This is a genomic window from Pseudomonas sp. BNK-44-b (assembly GCF_047456245.1).
Classification (GTDB): Bacteria; Pseudomonadota; Gammaproteobacteria; order Pseudomonadales; family Pseudomonadaceae; genus Aquipseudomonas; species Aquipseudomonas machongensis.
Genome location: NZ_CP179908.1, coordinates 2,295,925 through 2,317,199 on the forward strand (window position 1 = coordinate 2,295,925; position 21,275 = coordinate 2,317,199).

Here is a 21,275-nt window from a genome sequence, read left to right on the forward strand (position 1 = left end):
ACAACAACAAACAACTTCGATACAACCTGAGGACAACAACAATGATCATCTATGGTGTGGCTCTGCTGGCGGTGTGCACGCTGGCCGGCGTTATCGTCGGCGACTTCCTGGGCGTGCTGCTGGGCGTCAAATCCAATGTGGGCGGGGTCGGCATCGCCATGATCCTGCTGATCTGTGCGCGGCTGTACATGCACCGCAAGGGTGGCATGAGCAAAGAGTGCGAGTTCGGTGTCGGTTTCTGGGGCGCGATGTACATCCCGGTGGTGGTGGCCATGGCGGCCCAGCAGAATGTGGTCACTGCCCTGCACGGCGGGCCTGTGGCCGTGGTGGCCGCGGTCGGTGCGGTGCTGGTGTGCGGCGCGACCATCGCGCTGATCAGCCGCAGTCACCGCGGCGAGCCGCTGCCGGCGCTCGATGCGACACCGCCAGCCTCGGTGCAGCCTGCACCTGCGGGAGGTCGTTGATATGTGGCCACTCATTGAGAAAGCCCTGGAACACAATGACCTGATCACCGCTTTCGCCGTCGTCGGTGCGGTGATGTGGGTATCGGTGATGCTCTCCAAGTACCTCACCTTCGGCCGTGTGCACGGCTCGGCCGTCGCCATCGTCATCGGCCTGGTGCTGGCCTGGATCGGCGGCAACCTGACCGGCGGCCAGAAAGGCCTGGCGGACGTGACGCTGTTTTCCGGGATCGGGCTGATGGGGGGAGCGATGCTGCGCGATTTCGCTATCGTCGCCACCGCCTTCGAAGTGCAGGCCACCGAAGCGCGCAAGGCCGGGATGATTGGCGCGGTGGCGCTGTTGCTGGGAACTGTGCTGCCGTTCATCGTCGGCGCGGCGGTGGCCTGGGCCTTTGGTTATCGCGATGCGGTCAGTATCACCACCATCGGCGCGGGCGCGGTGACCTATATCGTCGGACCGGTGACCGGGGCGGCGCTGGGGGCAAGCTCCGATGTGATGGCCTTGTCGATTGCAACAGGCCTGATCAAGGCGATCCTGGTGATGGTGTTCACGCCAGTGTCGGCACGTATGCTGGCCCTGGACAACCCGCGCTCGGCGATGGTGTTCGGCGGCCTGGCCGGGACCGTTTCCGGTGTGACGGCCGGGCTGGCTGCAACGGATCGGCGCTTGGTGCCTTATGGTGCGCTGACCGCCACTTTCCATACCGGGCTGGGGTGCCTGATGGGGCCGTCGATCCTGTATTTCTGTGTACGCGGCCTGGTGGGATGAGGAGGACAGTCGGCCTGGGCTGTCACCCTTCGCGACTGTACATCCGGCATTCAGCCAGTAGCGCCAGCAGGTTCGGCTCGCGCTCGCGGGCCTTGAGAAACACCGCACCGATGTGCTGCTGCAACCGGTAGCGCGGTTGCAGCGCGATCAAGCGCACGCGGTTCTCGTACACCGCGGCGATACGTCCCGGCAGCAGCGCATAGCCCACCCCGGAACTGACCATGCTCAGCAGGGTGAAGATATCGTTGACCTGCATCGCCACTTTCGGTTCGAAGCCGGCCTGCTCGAACACCCGCGCGCCGTCACGGTGGGTGGCGAAACCCTGGGTGAGGGTGATGAAGGTGGAGTCGGCCAGGTCCGCCAGGTCGACTTCGGCCTGCTCGGCGAACGGCGAGTCGGTCGGCACGGCCAGGAAGATATCGTCGGAAAACAGCGCCAGGTGTTCACAGGCCGGATCGTTGATGCTGTCGTCGAGCGAGACCAGGATGGCGTCCAGTTCATGGTTCTTGAGACGGTGCAGCAAGTCGACGTTCGAGCCGAGCGTGAGGTCGATGTTCAGCTCGCTGCGGCGCAGCTTCAGGCCCATGACCAGCTTGGGCACGGTCTTGACCGTGAGCGAGTACAGCGCCCCGAGGCGAAAGCGTTCGGCATAGAAACCTGCGGCCTCGCGGGTCTGGCGCACCATCTGCTCGGCGTCCTGCAACAGTTGTCGGGCCTTTTTCTCTAGCACATAGGCGCTTTCCAGCGGGATCAGCTGGCGGCCTTCGTGCTTGAACAGCGGGCAGCGCAGGGCGTTTTCCAGCGAGTGGATCGCCCGGTGCACGCTGACCGCGCTGGTCGACAGTTCGCTGGCGGCACGGCCCAGGTTGCCGCTGCGCATGAAGGCGAGAAAGGTCTCGAGCTTCTTCAGGGTCAGTTCTTCGTCGATCAGCATGCACAGGCGCTCGCGGGCGGTCGGAGCGTCGATGATGCCACAGCACGGCGCGGCCCAGGCAGCCTTGCACAGGGGCGCGTCGCCGTCGGTGTCCACCGGCAGGCGCAGGGCTGGGTGTTGCGGGGGAACTTTGCCGGGCCAGACGATTCCACCGAATGCCGGACCTTCTGCAGCGGCTGCACGCTGCGTCCGGTATCGCCAGCCCGACCGACTGAACCATCGTCTTCGATGGACGACCCTGGAGGTATGCATGGCCCGACATATCATTCACTTCACCGGCCCGATCAATTCCTCGACCTGTGGCAACCTGATCAGTACCTGCTCACGTGCCGTGCAGCAGGGCGCCGAGGTGTTGCAGATCAACATCGCCACCATGGGCGGCGAGTGCAGCTATGGCTTCACGCTGTACAACTTCCTGCTTGGCCAGCCGGTGCCGGTGCACACCCATAACCTCGGCACCGTCGAGTCGATGGGCAATATCCTGTTTCTTGCCGGCAGCCATCGTACGGCTTGCCAGTACAGCAAGTTCCTCTTTCACCCGTTCCACTGGACCCTGCATGGCTCAGTGGACCACTCGCGCATGGCCGAGTACGCCATGAGCCTGGACTACGACCTGCGTCTGTATGCCGAGATCGTCGCCGAACGTACGCAAGGCTCGGCCGAGGACCTGGATGTGGTGCGCTACCTGATGGCCTATCCACGCATCCTCGGGCCACGTGAGGCCCTGGCCAGCGGAATGATCCATGCGATCGACGAACTGCCCGTCGCGGCCGATGTGGTGCAGTGGAGCGTGCATGCCTGAAGCCCAGTGCTATACGGCGAGAAGGTTGGTGCGCAATCGTTCGTTATCGCCGCCTTTTAGCGCCGCCGGTCAGTCCGCCGACAACGCGATGGAGCAGATCGTCACACATCCGTTCGGAACTCTTGTGGGGCGCGTATTCGTGCCTTACGCCACAGACCCGTAAAGGAGAAATGACATGGCACACGATCAGGATCGCCCAAGCCAACGTGGTGGCACCAAGGAAACCAACCCTGGCAACTTCGCCAACGACCGCGAGCGGGCTTCCCGTGCAGGCCAGAAGGGCGGCAAGAATTCGGGGGGCAACTTCGCCAATGATCGAGCTCGTGCTTCCGAAGCCGGGCGCCGGGGTGGCCAGAACAGCCACGGCGGTGGTCGCAGTCAATGAGCAAGCGGCTGCTCAGCTGCAAACGGTGCAGCCTTGGCAGGGTTTTTCAGCGGGTTCGATAATCTTTTGAATCTTCACGGAAAACCCTGATCAATCAGTAGTCATCCATGGAGAAGAGGAGGCCCGTGATGCCAGCCCCACAGTTGTACATCATCGAATACACGCTGCACGACGAGGCGCGCAGCTTCATCATTCGATCGGAGCGAATGGACAATGCCGAGGCTTGGCATTGGGCCAGTTGTGATGCAGGGGTCGGGATCATTCCGAAGTTCGGACGAGAGAAGATCAAGAAGGTGAGTCGACCCATGGCCGAGCGTTATGGGGTGACCGGGGTGAGCTGGCGGTTGTCCGGGAGCAAGCCTGCACCTGCTCAAGGCGAACGCAAACCCGATCACGCAGCGGGATAACGGCTTCGCAGCTGAACCTGCTTTCACAGAGCTATCGCCTGCAGGCGCGGTCAAGTCCGCGCCTGCATAGCTCCGGTATCAAGCCCGGCGCAACGCGGGGTAGTCCGTGTAGCCTTCGGCGCCATTGGCGTAATCGAACTGTGCGCGGTGCTCGTTCAAAGGCGCTTGCTGCTGCAGGCGTTCCACCAGGTCCGGGTTGGCGATATAGCTGCGCCCGAAGGCCACCGCATCGATCAGCCCACGCGCAATCAGCGCCTCGGCTTTTTCCGGGGTGTAGCCGCCAGCCGCTACGATCACCCCCGGATACACGGCGCGAATCGCCTCGCGGAATTCGTCACGCAGCGGCTTGCCACCGGCCCAATCCGGCTCCGAGAGATGCAGATAAGCCAGGTTGCGCTTGGCCAGTTCTTCGATCAGGTACAGCGCTGCGGCTTCCTGATCCTCACCGTTGTCGACCCCATTGAACGGCCCCAGCGGGAAGATGCGGATCGCCACGCGGTCGGCGCTCCAGGCGGCGATGGCGGCGTCCACCGCTTCCAGCACGATCCGTGCGCGATTCTCGACGCTGCCGCCGTAGCGGTCTTCACGCACGTTGGCGCTGGGCGAGAGGAACTGGTGCAGCAGGTAGCCATGGGCGGCGTGCAGTTCGATCAGGTCGAAGCCTGCGTGCTGCGCATTGTGGGCGGCCTGGCCGAAGTCAGCGACGATGTCGGCGATTTCGGCTTCGCTCAAGGCCCGCGGCGCGGAGGTTTCGACGCGAATGACATTGCCCTGTGCGTCGCGCAGCGAGGTGCGGGCATCAGCGGGCAATGCCGAGGGCGCGACCGGCACGGCCTGGCCGGGCTGTAGCGAGGTGTGGGAAATGCGCCCGGTGTGCCAGACCTGCACCGCGCTGTGGCCACCTGCTGCATGGATGCGTTCGTTGACCAGGCGCCAACCGGCGATCTGCTCGTCGGTGTGGATACCGGGTGATCCCGAATAGCCTTTGGCCTGGAAGGAAATCTGTGTCGCTTCGCTGATGATCAACCCGGCACTGGCACGCTGGCTGTAGTACTCAGCCATCAGCGGCGTGGGTACATCGCCCGGTTCCAGGCTGCGCAGGCGTGTCAGGGGCGCCATGAAGACGCGGTTTGGCAGGGTGAGGGGGCCGACTTGAACGGGGCGGAACAGGTGCTCGAGTGTCATTGAAGCCTCTGGGTGCAGTAAATACGATGGGCTGCACCATACCTGTCCCATTGGGGAAAGGGGGGACCGGTATCCCCGCTTGTCGCTCCCCAATGGCTTGCAATAGAGCATTTACGGCGTATCCAGTAGCAGAAGTCGCCTATCCGGGAGGCTATCTGTAGTACCTGAGCCGCCGACGAGTGTCGACGGCGTCACGGGCGATCATCGATTTCGTTCGGGAGGAACGGCGGCGCACTTCAGCGCGCCAAGCGTCCGCTGACAAAGTGTGCGACGTCGTTGAACCCCGGCGTCGAGGCATGCCCCGGTGTTACCAGCGAATCGATGAAGGCTTCGTCCTCGGCGGTAATGTTGACCTCCAGCGCGCCGGCGTAGGTTTCCCACTGCGCTTCGGTACGCGGCCCGACGATGGCCGAACTGACCAGCTGGTTGTTGAGCACCCAGGCGATGGCGAATTCGACGATACCTACGCCCTTGGCGTCGGTGTAGGCGTGGATCTTCTGGGCGATGGCCAGCGACTCCTGACGCCACTCCACCTCCATGATCCGCTTGTCCTGACGCCCGGCGCGGCTGCCGGCGTCAGGGGTCGAGCCTGGCGCATACTTGCCGCTGAGCACGCCTCGGGCCAGGGGACTGAAGGGCACCACGCCCAGCCCGTGGTAGGCCGCGGCGGTCAGTTGCTCGGGCTCGGCCTGGCGGTTGACGATGTTGTACAGCGGCTGGCTCACCACAGGCTTGGGCACCCCGAGGCGTTCGGCCAGGTTGCAGATCTCGGCGATGCGCCAGCCGCGGAAGTTGGACACGCCCCAATAGCGGATCTTGCCTTGCTGCAGCAGATCACCGATGGCTCGCACGGTCTCCTCCAGCGGTACCTTGTGGTCTTCGCGGTGCAGGTAGTAGATGTCCAGGTAGTCGGTGTCCATGCGCGTCAGTGTTGCCTCCAGCGCATTGAACAGGTGCTTGCGTGACAGCCCGCTGCGGTTGGGCAGGCCGTCTGCCGGACCGTAGCCGGCCTTGGAGGCAACGATCCAGTCCTGGCGATGGCGTGCCACCGCTTCGCCGACGATCTCCTCGGAGCGCCCGGCGTTGTAGACATCGGCGGTGTCGATGAAGTTGATGCCCTGGTCCCAGGCGCGGTCGATGATGCGCAGCGAAGCCTCGGTATCGGTCTGTTCGCCGAACATCATGCTGCCCAGGGTCAGGGCTGAGACTTGCAGGCCGGAGCGGCCGAGAGGGCGGTAGCGCATGCTGGAGGTCCTTGCGTCGAAGAAGATGGTTGGACCGTTTTACACACAAGCACCGGGCTTTGAAAGGGCGGAGGATAGGGTTCGCCGCGATGTGCCGATGCCAGGGCAAAGAGAATTTCTGGCCGAGCGCAATCCTTGTGCTACTACTTGATATCGACACGCGCGATTGCAGATGGACGGTCGCAGAGGCAGGGAATTCGCCAGCGCTTATGTCTTGCCAGCCCCCGCTATAGCCGTCTTCCTGCTGCGTGTGAATGAATCCGAGCTGTTTCATCACCACAAGGAAGGCTACACATGACCGAAGTCACCCTGATCGAAACCGTGAGCGCCGATTCCCTGACCAAGCTGCTGCAGGATGCCGGCTGCCGGGTCAATCGTAGCGAGCAGAATGCCGTCGTGCAGCTGCTCAGCGCCAGCCAGGGCGTGGGTTACGCAGTACGGTTCGGCAATCGAGCCAAGGACCAGGAGGGCGAGTTCCTCGACTTTACCTTCAGTTGCGCGTTGCGCATCCAGGGCGAGCTGCCGGCCGGGCTGGCCGAGCGCTGGAACGCCAGCCGTCGTTTCGCCCGGCTGTCGGTGCAGGGCGAGTTCCTGGTGATGGAAAAGGACGTGGTGGTGGCCGATGGCGTCAGCGAGAAGCATCTGCTGGGTAGCCTGGTGCTGTGGGATCGCCTGTTGCAGGAGTTCATCGTCTACCTGCGCGACTACAGCCGCAATGTCGCCGACCAGACCGAACAGGTGGCTGGCGCGGCGACTGCTTCGTGACTTCCCGTACCTTCTTGGCCGGCGCGGGTGCGCTGGCCGTCATTGCCGTGGCTGTCGCCCTTGTTCTACGTCCGGGGGAGGAGCCGGTCGCCGCAGCGCACCCGGCGGCGACCGAGGTCAAAGGACCGGTGTTGGCCAGCCTGGGCGAACAGAGGGTCGGCAGCGACGAGCTGAAGACGCTGCTGGCGCAGTTACCGGAGTCGACCCGCGAGCACCTGCGTGGCGATCGTCCGGCACTGGAGGCATGGATTCGCGCCCGCCTGGCAGAAAAGGCGCTGTATCGCCAGGCCGAAGCCAAGGGCTGGCCACAGCGTCCAGATGTCGAGGCGCAGACCCGTGCGGTGAGCGAACAGATCGTATTGCGCGACTACCTCGCTTCGGTCACGCAAGTGCCTGACGATTACCCGAACCAGGCAGAGCTTGAGCAGGCGTACCAAGCCAACAAGGACGAACTGCGCCTGCCGGTACGCTATCGCTTGAGCCAGATTTTCCTGCGGGTCGAAAATCCCAAGGACGACGAGGCAGTGGTCAAGCAGGCCCAGGCCCTGGCCAAGCAGGCACGCGACGGCAATTTCGCCACGCTCGCCCGCGAGCACTCCCAGGACACCGGCACTGCCGCCCAAGGCGGCGACAGCGGGCTGCAGGCGCTCGACCAGTTGCTACCTGAAGTGCGTGAGGTGGTGACGCGGCTCAAGGTCGACGGAGTGAGTGAACCGGTGCGCACGGCGGCGGGCCTGCACATCATCAAGTTGGTCGAACAGCAACCGGCGCGGGCGGCAACCCTGGAGGAGGTGACACCGCAACTGACCCAACTGCTCAGGGCACAACGCCAGGAGCAACTGGTGCGCAATTACGTCAACGGCATGTTCGATTCGGCGACCTTGAGTATCGACGGGGCGGCATTGAACCAGGTGCTGGAGGCCAGTCGCTGATGCTCGTTGAGTGATCGTGCCGAATCTGCATTCGGTACGGTCACTCAGCCTGCCTTGCGCAGGGTCAGGTTGATCCGTCGTTCCCCCATCCGCTCATGCTTGCCCGGCTTGATCGGCAGCACGCCATGGAAGCGCAGGCGATCCTCGCCACCCCATACCATGACATCGCCATGACTGAGCGGCACATGCTGCGGCCGGTCGCTGCGTTGCATGCCGCCGAGCAGAAAGACGGCGGGCAGCCCCAGCGAGATCGACACGATAGGCTGGCTGAAATCCTGCTCGTTGCGATCCTGGTGGAGGCTCAGGCGTGTACCGGGCAGGTAGTGGTTCACCAGGCACGCATCCGGCACAAACCCCTCGAAGCCGGCTTGGGAAGCGGCCCGCGCAGCCAGCGTCAGCAGCACCTCGGGCAGCGCCGGCCAGGGCTTGCCGCTCAGCGGATCCAGCGGGCTGTAGCGGTAGCCACGCGCGTCGCTGACCCAGCCCAGGCTGCCGCAATTGCTCAGCGCGACGGCCATGTGCAGCCCGCCGGGCGTCTGCATGTGTCGAAAGGGTGCCGCGCGCAACACTGGGCGCAGGGCATCGAGCAGGGCTTCGACCTCGGGCAGGGCAAAGCCTGGCAACAGCATGACCTGGCTGGCCAGCGATTGCGGCTGAGAACCGAAGAGGTCGAGGTCTGACTGGATCATGGCGGGCACTGGTGTGGGTAAGCCTGGATTGTATCGCTGTTGATTCGTCCAGCCCATGGCAAGTGATCGGCGGGCGCCCTGAGCGCAGGGTTGGTCGGTCCCAGCAAGCGACCCTGTGCACCCGCGGATCGGAAAAGACGCGGTGGCCGGGCGCTTTCGTCGTGCGAGCGGGCTCGCCCGCAGACACCGGCACAGCCTGCGCCACCCACAGCCGCAGCCCGCTTTACGTATGCGTCAGGCTGACGCACACTGCGCAGAGTTCCGGGGTACAGCTGGAGTAAACGATGGCGCGACAATCACCCATAACAGACGCCCACGACCCGATGCAGCAATCCCGCCAGGTCCGCCTGCACCTGGCCAACGAGGGCGAGCTGCCTTCCGGCATGCTGCGCGAAGAGATCGATGCCTCATGGCGGCGCAGCCACGGCCATGGCCTGGACTGCCTGCAAGGCGAACAGGTCGGCCTTGGCGTCGAGCACGGCCAGAACCTGCAGACCCTGCTCGAGCTCAACCGCACGCTGATCGACGCCGTCACCCCCGAACTCGACTACCTGGTCGAGCGCCAGGGCAAGGGCGGAATCATCATTCTCGGCGATGCCCAGGCCAATGTGCTGGCCATCGAAGGGCAGACCCATGTGCTCAATCGCAATGGCCTGCGCGACCTGCACCCCGGCAGTTGCTGGAGCGAGGCGCTGCGCGGCACCAATGCCATCGGCACCGCCGTGGTCGAAGGGCGGCCCACCCTGATCAACTGCGGTGAACACTACCTCGATCGCCTCAGCCCGTTCTCCTGCACCTCCGTGCCCCTGCGCGATCCACGCGGCGAAGTGATCGGCGTGCTCGACATCACCCGCGAAGGGGTGATGAGCCAGCCGCAGGACAGCCTTTCGACCCTGATGCTTGCCGCCGGCAACATCGAGGGTCGGCTGTTCGGCCTGTACCACCCCGAGCAGTTGGTGTTGGCGTTCCACAGTCGTCCGCAGTACCTGGGCAGTGCCTGGCATGGGCTACTGGCCCTGAGCCTTGATGGTGAGGTGATGGCAGCCAACGAAAATGCCTGCCAGTTGCTCGGGCTACCACGCCCTGGCTTGATCGGCCGACGTTGCAGCGACTTGCTCGGCGAGCGTTCGCCGGCCTTTCTCAACCGCCTGTTGCAGGGCGGGATGAGCAGTGTGCAGACCGCCAAAGGTGAATTCTTCGTTCGGGTGCTGCAACTGCCGCGCCATGGCAACCTGGGCGCGACCGTCGCGACAAAGCCTGTTGCGGCGGTCAAGTGGTCGGCGCTCGATGCACTGGGCGGTGGCGACAGCCGTCTGGCGAGGGGTTTGCGCATGGCTCGCCAGGGCCTGGTCAACGGGCTGCCGGTGCTGCTGCTGGGCGAAACCGGGACAGGCAAGGAAGTGGTGGCGCGTGCCCTGCACCAAGCCAGCCCGCGCGCGGACAAACCGTTCGTTGCAGTCAACTGCGCAGCGATTCCCGAAGGGCTGATCGAGTCCGAGCTGTTCGGCTACCGCGACGGCGCGTTTACCGGCTCGCGCCGCGGCGGCATGGTCGGTCGGCTGATGCAGGCCCATGGCGGTACCTTGTTTCTCGACGAAATCGGCGACATGCCACTGGCCCTGCAGGCCCGGCTGCTGCGCGTGCTGCAGGAGCGCCGTGTGGCACCGCTGGGGGCCGGCGTGGAGCAGGACATCGACGTGGCGATCGTCTGCGCCACGCACCGTGATCTCAAGCGGCAGGTAGCCGAACAGCGCTTTCGCGAGGACCTGTACTACCGGGTCAACGGCGTGTCCCTGCGCCTGCCGGCCCTGCGCGAGCGTGATGACCTCGGTGCCCTGATCGAAGGGGTGCTGGACAAGCTCGGCGCCCGCGGCGTCACCCTGGATCCGGCATTGACCTCCCTGCTTGAAGGCTTCGACTGGCCGGGCAATATCCGCCAACTGGAGATGGTATTGCGCACCGCACTGGCCATGCGCGAGGCGGGTGAGCAGGTGCTCGGACTCGATCACCTGACCGATTGCCTGCTCGACGAGTTGTCCAGTGGCACGCCTGCTGCCGGTAGCCTGCGCGAGAATGAACTGGAATTGATCCGTGGCGCCTTGGCGCGCCACCAGGGCAATGTATCGGCCGCCGCCGAGGCGCTGGGCATCAGTCGCGCGACGCTGTACCGCAAGCTCAAGCAGTTGCGCGGATAGACCATGGGCGGAGTGTTCTCGCGCCTGATCGAGTCTGGCGACCCCGTGCTCATGCGCCAGGCCCTGGCCTGGCTGTACGGTTTCGTGCGGCCCCAGCGCCGGGCCATCGCCGTGTTGCTGGGGTTGTCGCTGGTCGCTTCGCTGCTGGCCCTGGCCCAGCCCTGGCTGGTCAAGACCTTGATCGACGAGGGCCTGCTGGCACGCGATTACCAGACGCTCTGGCACATGGCGGCGTTGATGATCGGTGCCGGGGTGCTGGGTACCGTGCTGTCGGGGGTCAACCGCTACCTGCATACGCGCTTGTCGGGGCGCATCCTGTTCGCCTTACGCGACGACCTCTATCGACACTTGCAGCAACTGTCGCCGACGTTCTATGGGCGACGCCGTACGGGCGATATCCTTTCGCGCCTGGACGGTGATGTGGCCGAGATCCAGCGCTTTGCCGTGGATTCGCTGTTCGCTGCCGTCTCCAGCGTCATCGGCCTGCTTGGCGCGGTGGCCTTGATGCTGATGTTGTCGTGGCAACTGTCGTTGTTGCTGGCCTTGCTCGTACCGATCGAAGTGCTCTGGTTGCGTTGGATGCGGCGCAAGGTCGAACGCGAAGTGCGCAGCCTGCGTGAGCGTTCGGCAGACGTGTCGTCGTTCCTGGTCGAGACGCTGCCCGCGATGAAGTTCATCCAGGCCGCCGGGCAACAGGGGCGTGAAGCGGGGCGCCTGGATCAGCTGGGGCAGGGCTACATGAAGCAACTGCTCAAGGTACAGATCACCGAATTCTTCACCCAGGCCGTGCCCGGCACCCTGACCTCGTGGTGCCGCGCCTGTGCCTTTCTGGTAGGCGGCTGGTGGGTAATCCAGGGCACCTGGCAGCTGGGCGCCCTGATCGCCTTCTCGACCTACCTGGGCATGGCCGTGGGGCCGGTGCAGAGCTTGCTTGGCCTGTATGTCGCGGTGCAGCGGATGGCGGTGAGCCTGGGCCGGGTCATGGAGCTCAAGCGCGAACCGGTGGCGGTCAGCGAGCCACAGGTGCCCACGCCGATGCCCGACGGGCCGGGTGAGTTGCGCCTGGAAGGCGTTGGCTTCGCCCATGATGGCCGCCAAGGAGCGGTGCTCGATCAGGTCGATATCATCGTCGCGGCTGGGCTGAAGGTGGCCATCAGCGGAGCCTCGGGGGTGGGCAAGTCGACCCTGATTGACCTGCTGCAGCGTTTTTACGACCCGGATCGTGGGCGTATCCTGCTCGACGGTGTCGACCTGCGCCAACTCGACCTGGCTGCACTGCGCCGTCGCATCGCGGTGGTCAGCCAGGACATCGTACTGTTTCGTGGCACCCTGGCTCAGAACCTCGCCTACAGCACACCTGACGCCAGCCGCAGCGCACTGGAGCAGGTGGTGCGCCTGACCCGCCTGGAGGGCCTGGTGCACAGCCTGCCGATGGGGCTCGATGGCGCCCTCGGCGAGCGCGGCCAGCAGCTGTCCGGCGGGCAGAAACAACGTATCGCCATCGCCCGCGCCTTGCTACAGGATCCGGCGATCCTGGTACTGGACGAAGCGACTTCGGCCGTGGACGAGGCGACCGAGCGCGAGGTGATTGCCGCTATCGACCAGCTGTTTGCCGGGCGCACGCGCATTCTCATCAGCCACAGGCCGTCGACCCTGGCCGATGCAGACCTGCATCTGCAGCTGCAGGACGGCCAACTGCGGATTCTGCAGCAGGTACGTGTCGATCATGGCCACTGAACTGCGTTTGGGGGTGATCGATAGCGGCTGCACGTTGTCGCAAATGTCGACAGTGGCGGCCGCGCGGCGCTTCTGGCTGCAAGACGGATTGCTCCAGGAGGGCGAGGCGCAGCCTGATGCCCTTGGCCACGGACGTGCGGTCCTGGAGTGTCTGCGCGAGGGGGCCGGTGATGTACCGGTGCTGGTAGCCCAGGTGTTCAGCGACCAAGGACGGACCAGCGCCTTGCAGGTGGCTGCAGCATTGCTGTGGCTGGTGGAGCAGGGCGCCACTTTGGTCAATCTGAGCCTGGGGCTGCAGCAGGACCGTCCTGTGCTGCGCCAGGCCTGCGCCGCCGCCCAGGCTGCCGGCGTCGTGTTGTGCGCGGCCAGCCCAGCCCGTGGCGCTGCGGTGTATCCGGCCAGCTACCCGAACGTGCTGCGCATCACGGGCGACGCCCGTTGCCGCGCAGGCCAGTGGTCATGGCTGGGCACGGCGCAGGCCGACTTCGGCGCGCCGGTGGGGGGGAATGCCCAGGCAGGGGCCAGCCTGGCGTGCGCGGCCTTGACCGGGCGAATGTGCGCACTGTTACGCGAGCATCCCGAGCTGCAACCTGCACAGCTACGTGCCTGGCTGCAGGCGCATGCGGCTTTCGTCGGGCCTGAGCGTCGAGGTGTCGATGAGCCGTGACCCGCAGATCCTCGTGCTTGGTGCAGGCCCTGCCGGGGCCGCAACCGCCATAGGCCTGCGGCGCATGGGCTATGCGGTCACGCTGGTGTCGGACTGGCGCCGTTTCGATGCCGTCGAAGGGGTATCGCAGCGGGTGCTGGACGGCCTGCGCCACGCAGGGCTGGGCCTGGCGTTGGGGGTGGCGACGGTTGCCGCCGCGCGCCAGGTGCAATGGAACGGCGAACGGATGCAGATGAATCAGGAATTCCTGCTCGATCGTGCGCGCTTCGATCGAGCGCTGCGCGAGGATCTGCTGTGCGCCGGGGTGAATGTCATTCACGGGCGTGTCCGCGAGCTGACGCAGAACGGGCGATACCAGGCGCAGCTCGACGACGGCCAGGTGCTGCACGGCGATTTTCTGGTCGAAGCCCGTGGTCGCCAGGCGCCCCTGCCTGCCAGCCGCCTGCGCGGTCCGGAAACCGTCAGCCTGCTCAACCTCTGGCAATCGACAGCACGCGGCGCGCCGGTCTCTGCAGTGGAAAGCCTCGATGATGGCTGGGCATGGATGGCGCGCCTGGCAGACGGGCGTTGCTACTGGCAGATCACCCTCGATGCCAGCGCGGCCTCGCTGCCGGGCAGGGCGGCACTGGGGGAGTATTGCGCGGCCCGGCGGCGGCAGTCGGCAGGGGTCGCACAGTTGTTCGATACCCAAGCGTTGGAGCCCGCTCAGGTGCATGCACGCAGCAGCACGGCGATTCTTGCAGGCGCGTGTGCCGGCGCGGACTGGCTGCGGGTGGGGGATGCGGCAATGGCCGTCGATCCTCTGTCGGGCAACGGGATCTTCCAGTCACTGTCGTCGGCCTTGCAGGCGCCGGTGGTGATCAACACCTTGTTGAGGCGACCGGAGCGGTCGGCGTTGGCGCGACGCTTCCACCAGCAACGGGTCGAGCAGTTGTTCCTGCGTTTTGCCCGCACAGGGCGGGATTTCTATCGACTGGAACAAAGACATACCGACGCGGGGTTCTGGGTACCGCGCCAGAGATGGCCTGATGACCAGGCCATGCACCAGGCCGCAAACTGGCAGGCGGTTCGAGTTGAACGCAGGCCAGTGTTGCGCGAAGGCTGGGTGGACGAGGCCGAGGTGGTGGTGACGGCCGACCAGCCGCTGGGGGTATGGCACCTGCAGGGCATCGAACTGGCGCCGGTTGTACGGGCCCTGCAGGCGGGTTCGGGTCTGCTCGAGGCGCTGGCAGACAAGCCAGAACAGGCACAAGCCATGGTGCGGCGCTGGTTGCTGGAGCAGGGTTATCGCTGAGGGCCGGGTATGCTTTTGCGAGTAACCAAGCGCCTGCACGACGCCTGGCGAAGGCTCAGAAGAAAGTCCCGATCACCAGTTGCAGATAGGTCCCGGTATCCCGACTACCCAGCTGCATGCCGCCATTGTCGGCACTGCGCTCAGGCTTGTAGAAGCCCAGCACCGGGCTGACCAGCAGGTGATCGTTGACCATCCATTCCACATACAGGTCCAGTTCCCGCCCGCCGACATTGCCCTGGTCGGCGTCCAGCGTGTCGAAATCGAAGTACAGCGCGCCAAGGGTCAGGTTGTCGCGCGGCTTGGCCTTCAAGCCCACATGATGGACCTGGGTGTTGGTATTGAACGGGCCGGCATAATTGGCGGCGACCTCACCCTGGAACCAGGTCCCGTAACCCCGGCTGAGCCCGTAGAACAATGGGTCGAAGTCCTTGGAGAAGCGGCTGTAGCGATAGGTGGCGGTGGGTGTCCATGGCAGCTGCGAGAAGGTCCAGCTGCCTTCCAGGTACCAGGCGTTCTCACGGGTGCCTCGTTGGTCCTGGGTGACATATTCGCCCGCGACTTCCAGGTCCTGGACGCCAAGGCTGCCGCGCCCGCGCAGACTGACGGTGTCCATGCCATCGCGGTGCTCCAGGCCCATGATCTGGGCATAGCGACGGTCCACATCCAGACCGTGAATCCAGCTCAGGCCAACGGTACCCGCGTCGCCGACGTGCTCCAGGTTGGCGACAGCCATGGAACTGTCGGCTTGATAGTGGTTATCGGACTTGAGCCACATCAGGTCGCCACGCCAGCCCTGGCTGCTGCCCAGGCGCAGCACGGCGGTGCGGTCGAAGGCCTTGCGCGCCGCCAGGTAGTAGGCGCCGCCGCGATTGAAATTGGCACCCAGGTCGACCTTGCCAAGGTTGACGGGATCGCCCTGGATCAGGAAGCCGTCCCCCAAAGTGACCACCTGGCGGCCGCCGGAAATATCGATGCCGTCTTCACCTAGCAGCGGGAACAGCGTGCCCGAGCGCCAGCCCAGGTAGGCATCCTCGACGGCCGTGCGGCGTTCGTCCCCCAGGGTCAGGCCCGCGGCATCGCCGTCACCCCAGGTGGCGGAGCTGAGCAGGCTGAAGGCGCCGTACAGTGAGCCGGTGTCGGCCAAGGTCTGGCTCGCGCTCAGGCCATATTTGACGTAGCCCTCGCGCCAGTTGTTGCTGCCAGGCGAGCGGTTACCGGCCTGATTGAAGCTTTCGTCACTGTGAAAGATGCCGAACAAGGCCTCGAGGTTGGCGTTGAGGACAGTGCCATCCTGGTTGTAGAGCTCCTGGGCCTGGGTGAGGGGAGTGGCCAGCAGAAGGGCCAGCGTGCAGACGAGCGGATGCCTCATGGTGTGCTCCATGTTTTCTTGTTGTTTTCAGAAAGTCGGCCTCTTTGCCGGCAAAGCTGCGAAGAGGCCGGGACAGCTCAGGTTCAGAGCTTGATCAGTACCGACTTGAGCTCGGTGTAGTAGTCGATCGCCGCGGCACCCATCTCCCGGCCGACGCCCGACTGCTTGTAGCCACCGAAAGGCAGGGCCGGGTCCAGCGCACTGTGGCAGTTGACCCAGACCGAACCGGACTTGATGCGCGGAATCATGCGGTGCACGGCGCCCAGGTCGTTCGACCAGATGCTCGCGCCCAGCCCGTAAGGGTTGTCATTGGCCATGCGCACGACCTCGTCGATATCGTCGAAGGGCATCGCCACCAACACCGGGCCGAAGATTTCTTCCTGGACCAGGCGATGGCGCTGGTCGACATCGACGATCACCGTTGGCTTGACGAAGTAGCCCGGCCCGTAGCTTTCACCGCCGCAGGCGATGGTCGCGCCGAGCTCGCGGCCCAAGTCGATGTAGCTGCTGACCCGATCCTGCTGCTTGGCGGAAATCAGCGGCCCCATCTGCACCGCCGGGTCCAGGCCGTTGCCGAGCTTCATGCCGTTTGCGATGCCGGCGATGTCGGCCACCACATTGTCGAAATGCTTGCGGTGCACATACAGGCGCGACCCTGCACAGCACACCTGCCCCTGGTTGAAGAAGATCGCCGTCGCCGCGCCGGCGGCGGCTTCCTGAAGGTTGGCGTCGGGCATGACGATGGTCGGCGACTTGCCGCCCAGCTCCAGGGTGACGCGGGTCATGTTGTCCATCGCAGCCTTGCCGATCAGCTTGCCGACTTCGGTCGAGCCGGTGAAGGTGAGCTTGTCCACGCCCGGATGGCGGCTGAGCGCCGCGCCAGCGTTGAGCCCGGTGCCTGTGACCACGTTGAACACACCAGCCGGATAACCGGCTTCATCGACCAGCTCGGCGAGCTTGAGCGCCGTCAGCGGGGTTTCGTCGGCAGGCTTGAGCACCATGGTGCAGCCGGTGGCCAACGCCGGGCCAAGTTTCCAGCAGGCCAGCAGCAGCGGGAAGTTCCAGGCGACGATCGCACCGACTACGCCCACTGCTTCGCGGCGGATGAAGCCGTGGAACTGCTCGTCGGGCATCAGCGGCATCGACGCTTCGACGGTGCTGCCCTCGATCTTGGTGGCCCAGCCGGCCATGTAGCGCAGGAAGTCGATGGCCAGTTGCACGTCCATGACCTGGGCGACGTTGGCGCTCTTGCCATTGTTCAGGCATTCGAGCTCGGCCAGTTCGCGGGCATCACGGGCCATCAGGTCGGCCAGGCGCCACAGCAGGTTCTGCCGTTCGCGAGGGCGCATCCGGCTCCAGGGCGAGTCGTCGAAGGCCTGGCGGGCTGCGCGCACGGCACGGTCGACGTCCTCTCTGTCGGCCGAGGGGACCTCGCCGAGTATTTCGCCGGTGGCCGGGTTGCGAAAGCTCAAAGTGCGGCCACTGGCAGCGTCCTGCCAGTCGGCGCCGATGCGCATTTTCAGCTTGCGCGCGAGGAACGCCTGGGTGGCGGGCAGGATGGGCAGGTCGGAAAACATGGGGCGGTGCCTCTTGTCATTGGAATGTGGCAAGGGCGGCGCAATGGCCGTGCCAAGGTGGGTTGGCGGGCTTAACTCGTTGATCAGGCGGGTTTTTGTTCTGACGCACAGGGTGGGTTGCGGGGCTGTGCTGTTGCACATTGAGACGGTGTGAGACGGTGGTGAAACAGGTAGGCCGAGGCGCCTTTTCGCGGGCAAGCCCGCTCCCACAGGTATTGAATCCTGCACCAACCAGTGGGAGCGGGCTTGCCCGCGAAAAGACCACCACCGATACCCCTGTCTCAACCTGAAACAACCTGTCGCGAATTGGGACGTTCCGACCCGCCGCCACTGACCGGGGCAGACCGCTCAAAGCAGCTCAAGTCACTGAAAAAAAGCCACTTTCAAACACCTGGCACGCTTCCTGTATTGCCACTGTCACATGCACCGGCGGTATCCAAGCGTGCGATAACGATAAGAACAACACCGTGGAGGTCTGATCTTGAAGACGACTCGACTCCGGCAGCAGGCGGGCACATGGGCGCTGGTCGCCGCCGCCCTGCTGAGCGCCCAGGCCATGGCGGCCGAACCGGGCCCGGCGATTTTGCAGAACAAGTGCATGGGGTGCCACATCCCCGAGGGCAACGATGCCTACAGTCGCATCAGCCACCAGCGCAAGACCCCCGAAGGCTGGTTGATGAGCATCGCCCGCATGCAGGTGATGCACGGCCTGCAGATCGGCGACGACGAGCGCCGCACCCTGGTCAAGTACCTGGCCGACAAACAGGGCCTGGCGCCGAGCGAGACTGATGGCGTGCGCTATGCCATGGAACGCCGGCTCAATACCGTCGAACACTTCGATACGCAACTGGCCGAAACCTGCGGCCGCTGCCATTCCGGTGCCCGTGTCGCATTGCAGCGGCGCCCTGCGCAGGAATGGGAACACCTGGTCAACTTCCACCTTGGCCAGTGGCCGTCCCTCGAATACCAGGCCCAGGCACGTGACCGTGACTGGCTGGAAATCGCCCTCAAGCAGGTGGTGCCGGACCTGGCCAAGCGCTTCCCGCTCGATAGCCCCGCCTGGAGCGCGTGGCAGAAGGCCAAGCCCCAGGCTGACGCGCTACTGGGGCAGTGGGCGTTCAGTGGTCATATGCTTGCCAAAGGCGATGTCCGGGGCGTGATGACGGTCAGTGCCGACCAGGGCGACAGCTTCAAGGTCGAGGTCAAGGGGCAGTACGCTGACGGCACGCCGTTCAACGGCAGCGGCTCGGCGATCCTCTACAACGGCTACGAGTGGCGCGGTAACGTGAAGATCGGCGATAGCACGATGCGCCAGGTCTTCGCCGCCCTCGATGGCGAGATGAAGGGGCGCATGTTCGAGGCCGAGCACGACGAGCGCGGCCTCGATTTCACCGCAGCGAAGGAGGGCAAGGCTCGCCTGCTGGCGGTGCAACCGGCCTTCATCAAGGCCGGGGACGAGCGCGAGATCACCTTGGTGGGCAGCGGCTTGTCCGGCAAGCCCGAGCTGGGTGCCGGTGTACAGGTGACCGAGATTCTGGAGCAGACCCCAACCCTGGTTCGGCTCAAGGCCCGCGCCGCAACCGATGCAGCACCTGGCCAGCGCGAGGTGACGCTGGGCACGCTCATGGGCGTGAATCTTGCGGTCTACGACAAGGTCGAGGAGGTCAAGGTGGTGCCGGCGTTCTCCATTGCCCGCATCGGCGAGAACGGTGCTTCGGTACCCAAGGTCCAGGGGCGCTTCGAGGCCGAGGCCTGGGGCAAGGACGCCAATGGCCAACCGTTGCGCATTGGTTATCTGCCGGCCACCTGGAAGGTCGAGCCGTTCAACGAGCGCGCCGTCGAGGACGAAGACGTCAAGTTCGCCGGGCAGATGCAGGCCGACGGCGTGTTCGTACCCGGCGGTGCCGGCCCGAACCCGGCGCGCAAGATGATGACCAACAACGCCGGCAACCTGAAAGTCATCGCCACGCTGGCTGACGGCGGGCAGACGGGTGAAGGCCACATGATCGTCACCGTCCAGCGCTGGAACAACCCGCCGCTGCCATAAGGGCAGCAGGCACGGTTTTTCCAACGGATCGATTATCGGGAGATCACCATGGGCGCACTACTGAATCTGGTCGAACGCAACCTGCATGAAGTGCAGGTCGATGCCGACCGCATGCTGTTCCATATCCCCAGCAGTTCGCTGTTCACCGCTGACGCGGTGACCGGCGGCATCATCGACACCCTGCGCCAGCAAGGCTGCTCGGCCGAAGAGCTGATGCAGCGTCTCGGCCAGCAGTTCGCCGGCGACGATATCCAGGACACCCTGCGCGAGTTGATCGCACTGGAGCTGGTCAGCGACGGTTCGCCGCTGACCCCTGAAATCGCCCTCAAGCAGGTCGAGCGCACCGCGCTCAATACGGTGGTGCTCAACGTCAATACGGGCTGCAACCTCAGTTGCACCTATTGCTACAAGGAAGACCTCGACAAGCCTTCGGCAGGGCGCAAGATGAGCGCCGCCACCGCCGAGGCCTCGGTGGAGATGCTGCTCAAGGAGTCCCCCGACGAAACCCGCTACAGCGTGGTGTTTTTCGGCGGCGAGCCGCTGTCCAACCGGCCGCTGATCGAGCACATGGTCGGCTATTGCGAGCGACGTTTCGCCGAGGCCGGCAAGCAGGTGGAGTTCATCATGACCACCAACGCCACGCTGCTCACCGAGGAGATCGTCGACTGGCTCAATGCCCATCGCTTCGGGCTGTCGGTGAGCATCGACGGGCCCAAGACCGTGCACGACCGCAACCGCATCACCGTGGGCGGGCAGGGCACCTACGATGTGGTGCGGCGCAAGGCCGACATGCTGCTGTCGCGCTATGACAGCCGCCCGGTCGGCGCCAGGGTGACCCTTACCCGCGGCATCACCGATGTCGAGACCATCTGGAACCACTTGTTCAACGAGCTGGGCTTTGCCGAAGTGGGCTTCGCCCCGGTGACATCGGGCGACATGGCCGACTTCAACCTCACTGGCGAAGAGCTGGTGCAGGTGTTCGCCAACATGAAGGCGTTGGGGCGCCAGTACCTGGAGGCGGCGTTGCAGCACCGCAACATCGGTTTCTCCAACCTGCACCAACTGATCACCGACATCCACGAGGGGCACAAGAAAGCGCTGCCCTGCGGCGCAGGCCTGAAAATGCTGGCGGTCGACCACGAGGGCGAGCTGAACCTGTGCCACCGCTTCACCGGCTCCAGCCTGCCGACCTTCGGCAACGTGCACACGGCGGTCAAGCAGGTCGAGCTCAACGATTTCCTGTCCCAGCGCCTGGACCGCAGCGGCACCGGATGCGACAGCTGCCGCATCCGCAACCTGTGCTCCGGTGGCTGCTATCACGAGAGCTATGCGCGCTACGGCGACCCGCAGCACCCGACCTACCACTACTGCGAACTGATGCGCGACTGGGTCGACTTCGGCATCGAGGTCTACAGCCGCATCATGGCCGCCAACCCGGCCTTCATCGATCGCTACATCACTCCTCGCAAGGCGCACTGACATGAAGCACTTGAAGCCCCTGAACAACAAGGCGCGCATTCTTGAACAGGCTGCCGCCGAAGACCGCGTCGAAGAAGTCATGGCCATGAGCGCAGTGGCCGGTTGTACCGCCACCACCGACCCAGGCTGGGAAGTGGACGCCTTTGGTGGCGTCAGCTCGCTGTGCCAGCCCATGGAGGCTGACCTGTACGGCTGCTCCGACCCTTGCTGGTGGCCGGCCCAGGTGCCCGACATGATGAGCACCTACCAGGATTGGAACGCCCAGGCGAGCAATTCGCAGGACGATTGGCGCAACCTCGGCACCGTATTCCCGAAAGACAAGTGACCGGCCCGACAA

General features: G+C 64.8%; 19 protein-coding genes and 1 pseudogene. 14 read left to right on the plus strand and 6 right to left on the minus strand.

The annotated features are described in order from the left end of the window. Positions 1–41: 41 nt before the first annotated feature. Together madL and madM are read left to right on the plus strand one after the other, a co-directional pair. Positions 42–464 (plus strand): malonate transporter subunit MadL, encoded by a 423-nt coding sequence (madL, locus tag ACMGGG_RS10400; protein WP_063544829.1) that lies wholly within the window; start codon positions 42–44, stop codon positions 462–464. A 1-nt stretch (position 465) separates the two neighbouring features. Beyond that, on the plus strand, positions 466–1,230 hold the full coding sequence (madM, locus tag ACMGGG_RS10405; protein WP_063544830.1) for a malonate transporter subunit MadM: 765 nt from the start codon (positions 466–468) through the stop codon (positions 1,228–1,230). Between the two features lie 22 nt (positions 1,231–1,252). Here madM and ACMGGG_RS10410 read toward each other — a convergent pair whose 3' ends face one another. Continuing rightward, on the minus strand, positions 1,253–2,164 hold the full coding sequence (locus tag ACMGGG_RS10410; protein ID WP_054891430.1) for a LysR substrate-binding domain-containing protein: 912 nt from the start codon (positions 2,162–2,164) through the stop codon (positions 1,253–1,255). A 250-nt stretch (positions 2,165–2,414) separates the two neighbouring features. Between ACMGGG_RS10410 and ACMGGG_RS10415 the strand changes: the two genes are divergently transcribed. From ACMGGG_RS10415 to ACMGGG_RS10425, 3 genes and pseudogenes are all read left to right on the plus strand, one after another. After that, entirely contained in the window at positions 2,415–2,966 is a 552-nt protein-coding gene (locus ACMGGG_RS10415) for an ATP-dependent Clp protease proteolytic subunit (RefSeq protein ID WP_054891324.1), read from the plus strand. Positions 2,967–3,195: 229 nt separating this feature from the next. Further along, positions 3,196–3,351: pseudogene (locus tag ACMGGG_RS10420) on the plus strand (general stress protein); the annotation flags it as partial. 128 nt (positions 3,352–3,479) lie between these two features. After that, the gene (locus tag ACMGGG_RS10425; RefSeq protein WP_054891326.1) at positions 3,480–3,758 is read left to right on the plus strand and encodes a DUF6555 family protein; all 279 of its coding nucleotides are present in this window, start codon (positions 3,480–3,482) and stop codon (positions 3,756–3,758) included. Positions 3,759–3,836: 78 nt separating this feature from the next. Here the strand turns inward: ACMGGG_RS10425 and ACMGGG_RS10430 are convergent, their stop codons facing one another. Further along, positions 3,837–4,943: an alkene reductase gene (locus tag ACMGGG_RS10430; RefSeq protein ID WP_112898186.1), complete on the minus strand. Its 1,107-nt coding sequence runs from the start codon at positions 4,941–4,943 to the stop codon at positions 3,837–3,839. A 236-nt stretch (positions 4,944–5,179) separates the two neighbouring features. After that, positions 5,180–6,187, minus strand: coding sequence for an aldo/keto reductase (locus ACMGGG_RS10435; RefSeq protein ID WP_054891328.1), 1,008 nt, complete (start codon positions 6,185–6,187; stop codon positions 5,180–5,182). A gap of 294 nt (positions 6,188–6,481) precedes the next feature. Between ACMGGG_RS10435 and ACMGGG_RS10440 the strand changes: the two genes are divergently transcribed. Beyond that, positions 6,482–6,952 carry a YbjN domain-containing protein gene (locus tag ACMGGG_RS10440; protein ID WP_065862836.1) on the plus strand — a complete coding sequence of 157 codons (471 nt, stop codon included), beginning with the start codon at positions 6,482–6,484 and terminating at the stop codon, positions 6,950–6,952. Then, positions 6,949–7,884: a peptidylprolyl isomerase gene (locus ACMGGG_RS10445; RefSeq protein WP_414155419.1), complete on the plus strand. Its 936-nt coding sequence runs from the start codon at positions 6,949–6,951 to the stop codon at positions 7,882–7,884. The genes ACMGGG_RS10440 and ACMGGG_RS10445 overlap by 4 nt, the downstream gene beginning before the upstream one ends. A gap of 44 nt (positions 7,885–7,928) precedes the next feature. Here the strand turns inward: ACMGGG_RS10445 and alkB are convergent, their stop codons facing one another. Then, complete coding sequence (alkB, locus tag ACMGGG_RS10450; RefSeq protein ID WP_054891331.1) at positions 7,929–8,573, minus strand: DNA oxidative demethylase AlkB; 645 nt, start codon at positions 8,571–8,573, stop codon at positions 7,929–7,931. A 284-nt stretch (positions 8,574–8,857) separates the two neighbouring features. Here alkB and ACMGGG_RS10455 point away from each other — a divergent pair, with 284 nt between their 5' ends. Genes ACMGGG_RS10455 through ACMGGG_RS10470 form a run of 4 tightly spaced genes read left to right on the plus strand, consistent with a single transcriptional unit; the run spans position 8,858 to position 14,466 of the window. Then, entirely contained in the window at positions 8,858–10,768 is a 1,911-nt protein-coding gene (locus ACMGGG_RS10455; RefSeq protein WP_414155420.1) for a sigma-54-dependent Fis family transcriptional regulator, read from the plus strand. A gap of 3 nt (positions 10,769–10,771) precedes the next feature. Next, a complete protein-coding gene (locus ACMGGG_RS10460) occupies positions 10,772–12,505 on the plus strand; it encodes an ABC transporter ATP-binding protein (RefSeq protein WP_414155421.1) in 1,734 nt (577 codons plus the stop codon). Next, positions 12,495–13,172, plus strand: coding sequence for a S8 family serine peptidase (locus tag ACMGGG_RS10465; protein WP_414155422.1), 678 nt, complete (start codon positions 12,495–12,497; stop codon positions 13,170–13,172). The genes ACMGGG_RS10460 and ACMGGG_RS10465 overlap by 11 nt, the downstream gene beginning before the upstream one ends. Beyond that, positions 13,126–14,466 carry an NAD(P)/FAD-dependent oxidoreductase gene (locus ACMGGG_RS10470; protein ID WP_414155423.1) on the plus strand — a complete coding sequence of 447 codons (1,341 nt, stop codon included), beginning with the start codon at positions 13,126–13,128 and terminating at the stop codon, positions 14,464–14,466. The genes ACMGGG_RS10465 and ACMGGG_RS10470 overlap by 47 nt, the downstream gene beginning before the upstream one ends. A 55-nt stretch (positions 14,467–14,521) precedes the next feature. Here the strand turns inward: ACMGGG_RS10470 and ACMGGG_RS10475 are convergent, their stop codons facing one another. Both ACMGGG_RS10475 and ACMGGG_RS10480 read right to left on the minus strand, forming a co-directional pair. Beyond that, complete coding sequence (locus ACMGGG_RS10475; protein WP_414155424.1) at positions 14,522–15,835, minus strand: hypothetical protein; 1,314 nt, start codon at positions 15,833–15,835, stop codon at positions 14,522–14,524. Positions 15,836–15,918: 83 nt separating this feature from the next. Continuing rightward, positions 15,919–17,412, minus strand: a complete 1,494-nt coding sequence (locus ACMGGG_RS10480) for an aldehyde dehydrogenase family protein (RefSeq protein ID WP_414155425.1) — start codon at positions 17,410–17,412, stop codon at positions 15,919–15,921. Between the two features lie 481 nt (positions 17,413–17,893). On the opposite strand from ACMGGG_RS10480, the gene peaA reads away from it, so the two are divergent. Genes peaA through qhpC form a run of 3 tightly spaced genes read left to right on the plus strand, consistent with a single transcriptional unit; the run spans position 17,894 to position 21,263 of the window. Next, complete coding sequence (peaA, locus tag ACMGGG_RS10485; RefSeq protein ID WP_414155426.1) at positions 17,894–19,459, plus strand: quinohemoprotein amine dehydrogenase subunit alpha; 1,566 nt, start codon at positions 17,894–17,896, stop codon at positions 19,457–19,459. Between the two features lie 48 nt (positions 19,460–19,507). Then, positions 19,508–20,938 carry a quinohemoprotein amine dehydrogenase maturation protein gene (gene peaB, locus ACMGGG_RS10490; protein WP_054891338.1) on the plus strand — a complete coding sequence of 477 codons (1,431 nt, stop codon included), beginning with the start codon at positions 19,508–19,510 and terminating at the stop codon, positions 20,936–20,938. Position 20,939: 1 nt separating this feature from the next. After that, complete coding sequence (qhpC, locus tag ACMGGG_RS10495; RefSeq protein WP_054891339.1) at positions 20,940–21,263, plus strand: quinohemoprotein amine dehydrogenase subunit gamma; 324 nt, start codon at positions 20,940–20,942, stop codon at positions 21,261–21,263. Positions 21,264–21,275 lie beyond the last annotated feature (12 nt).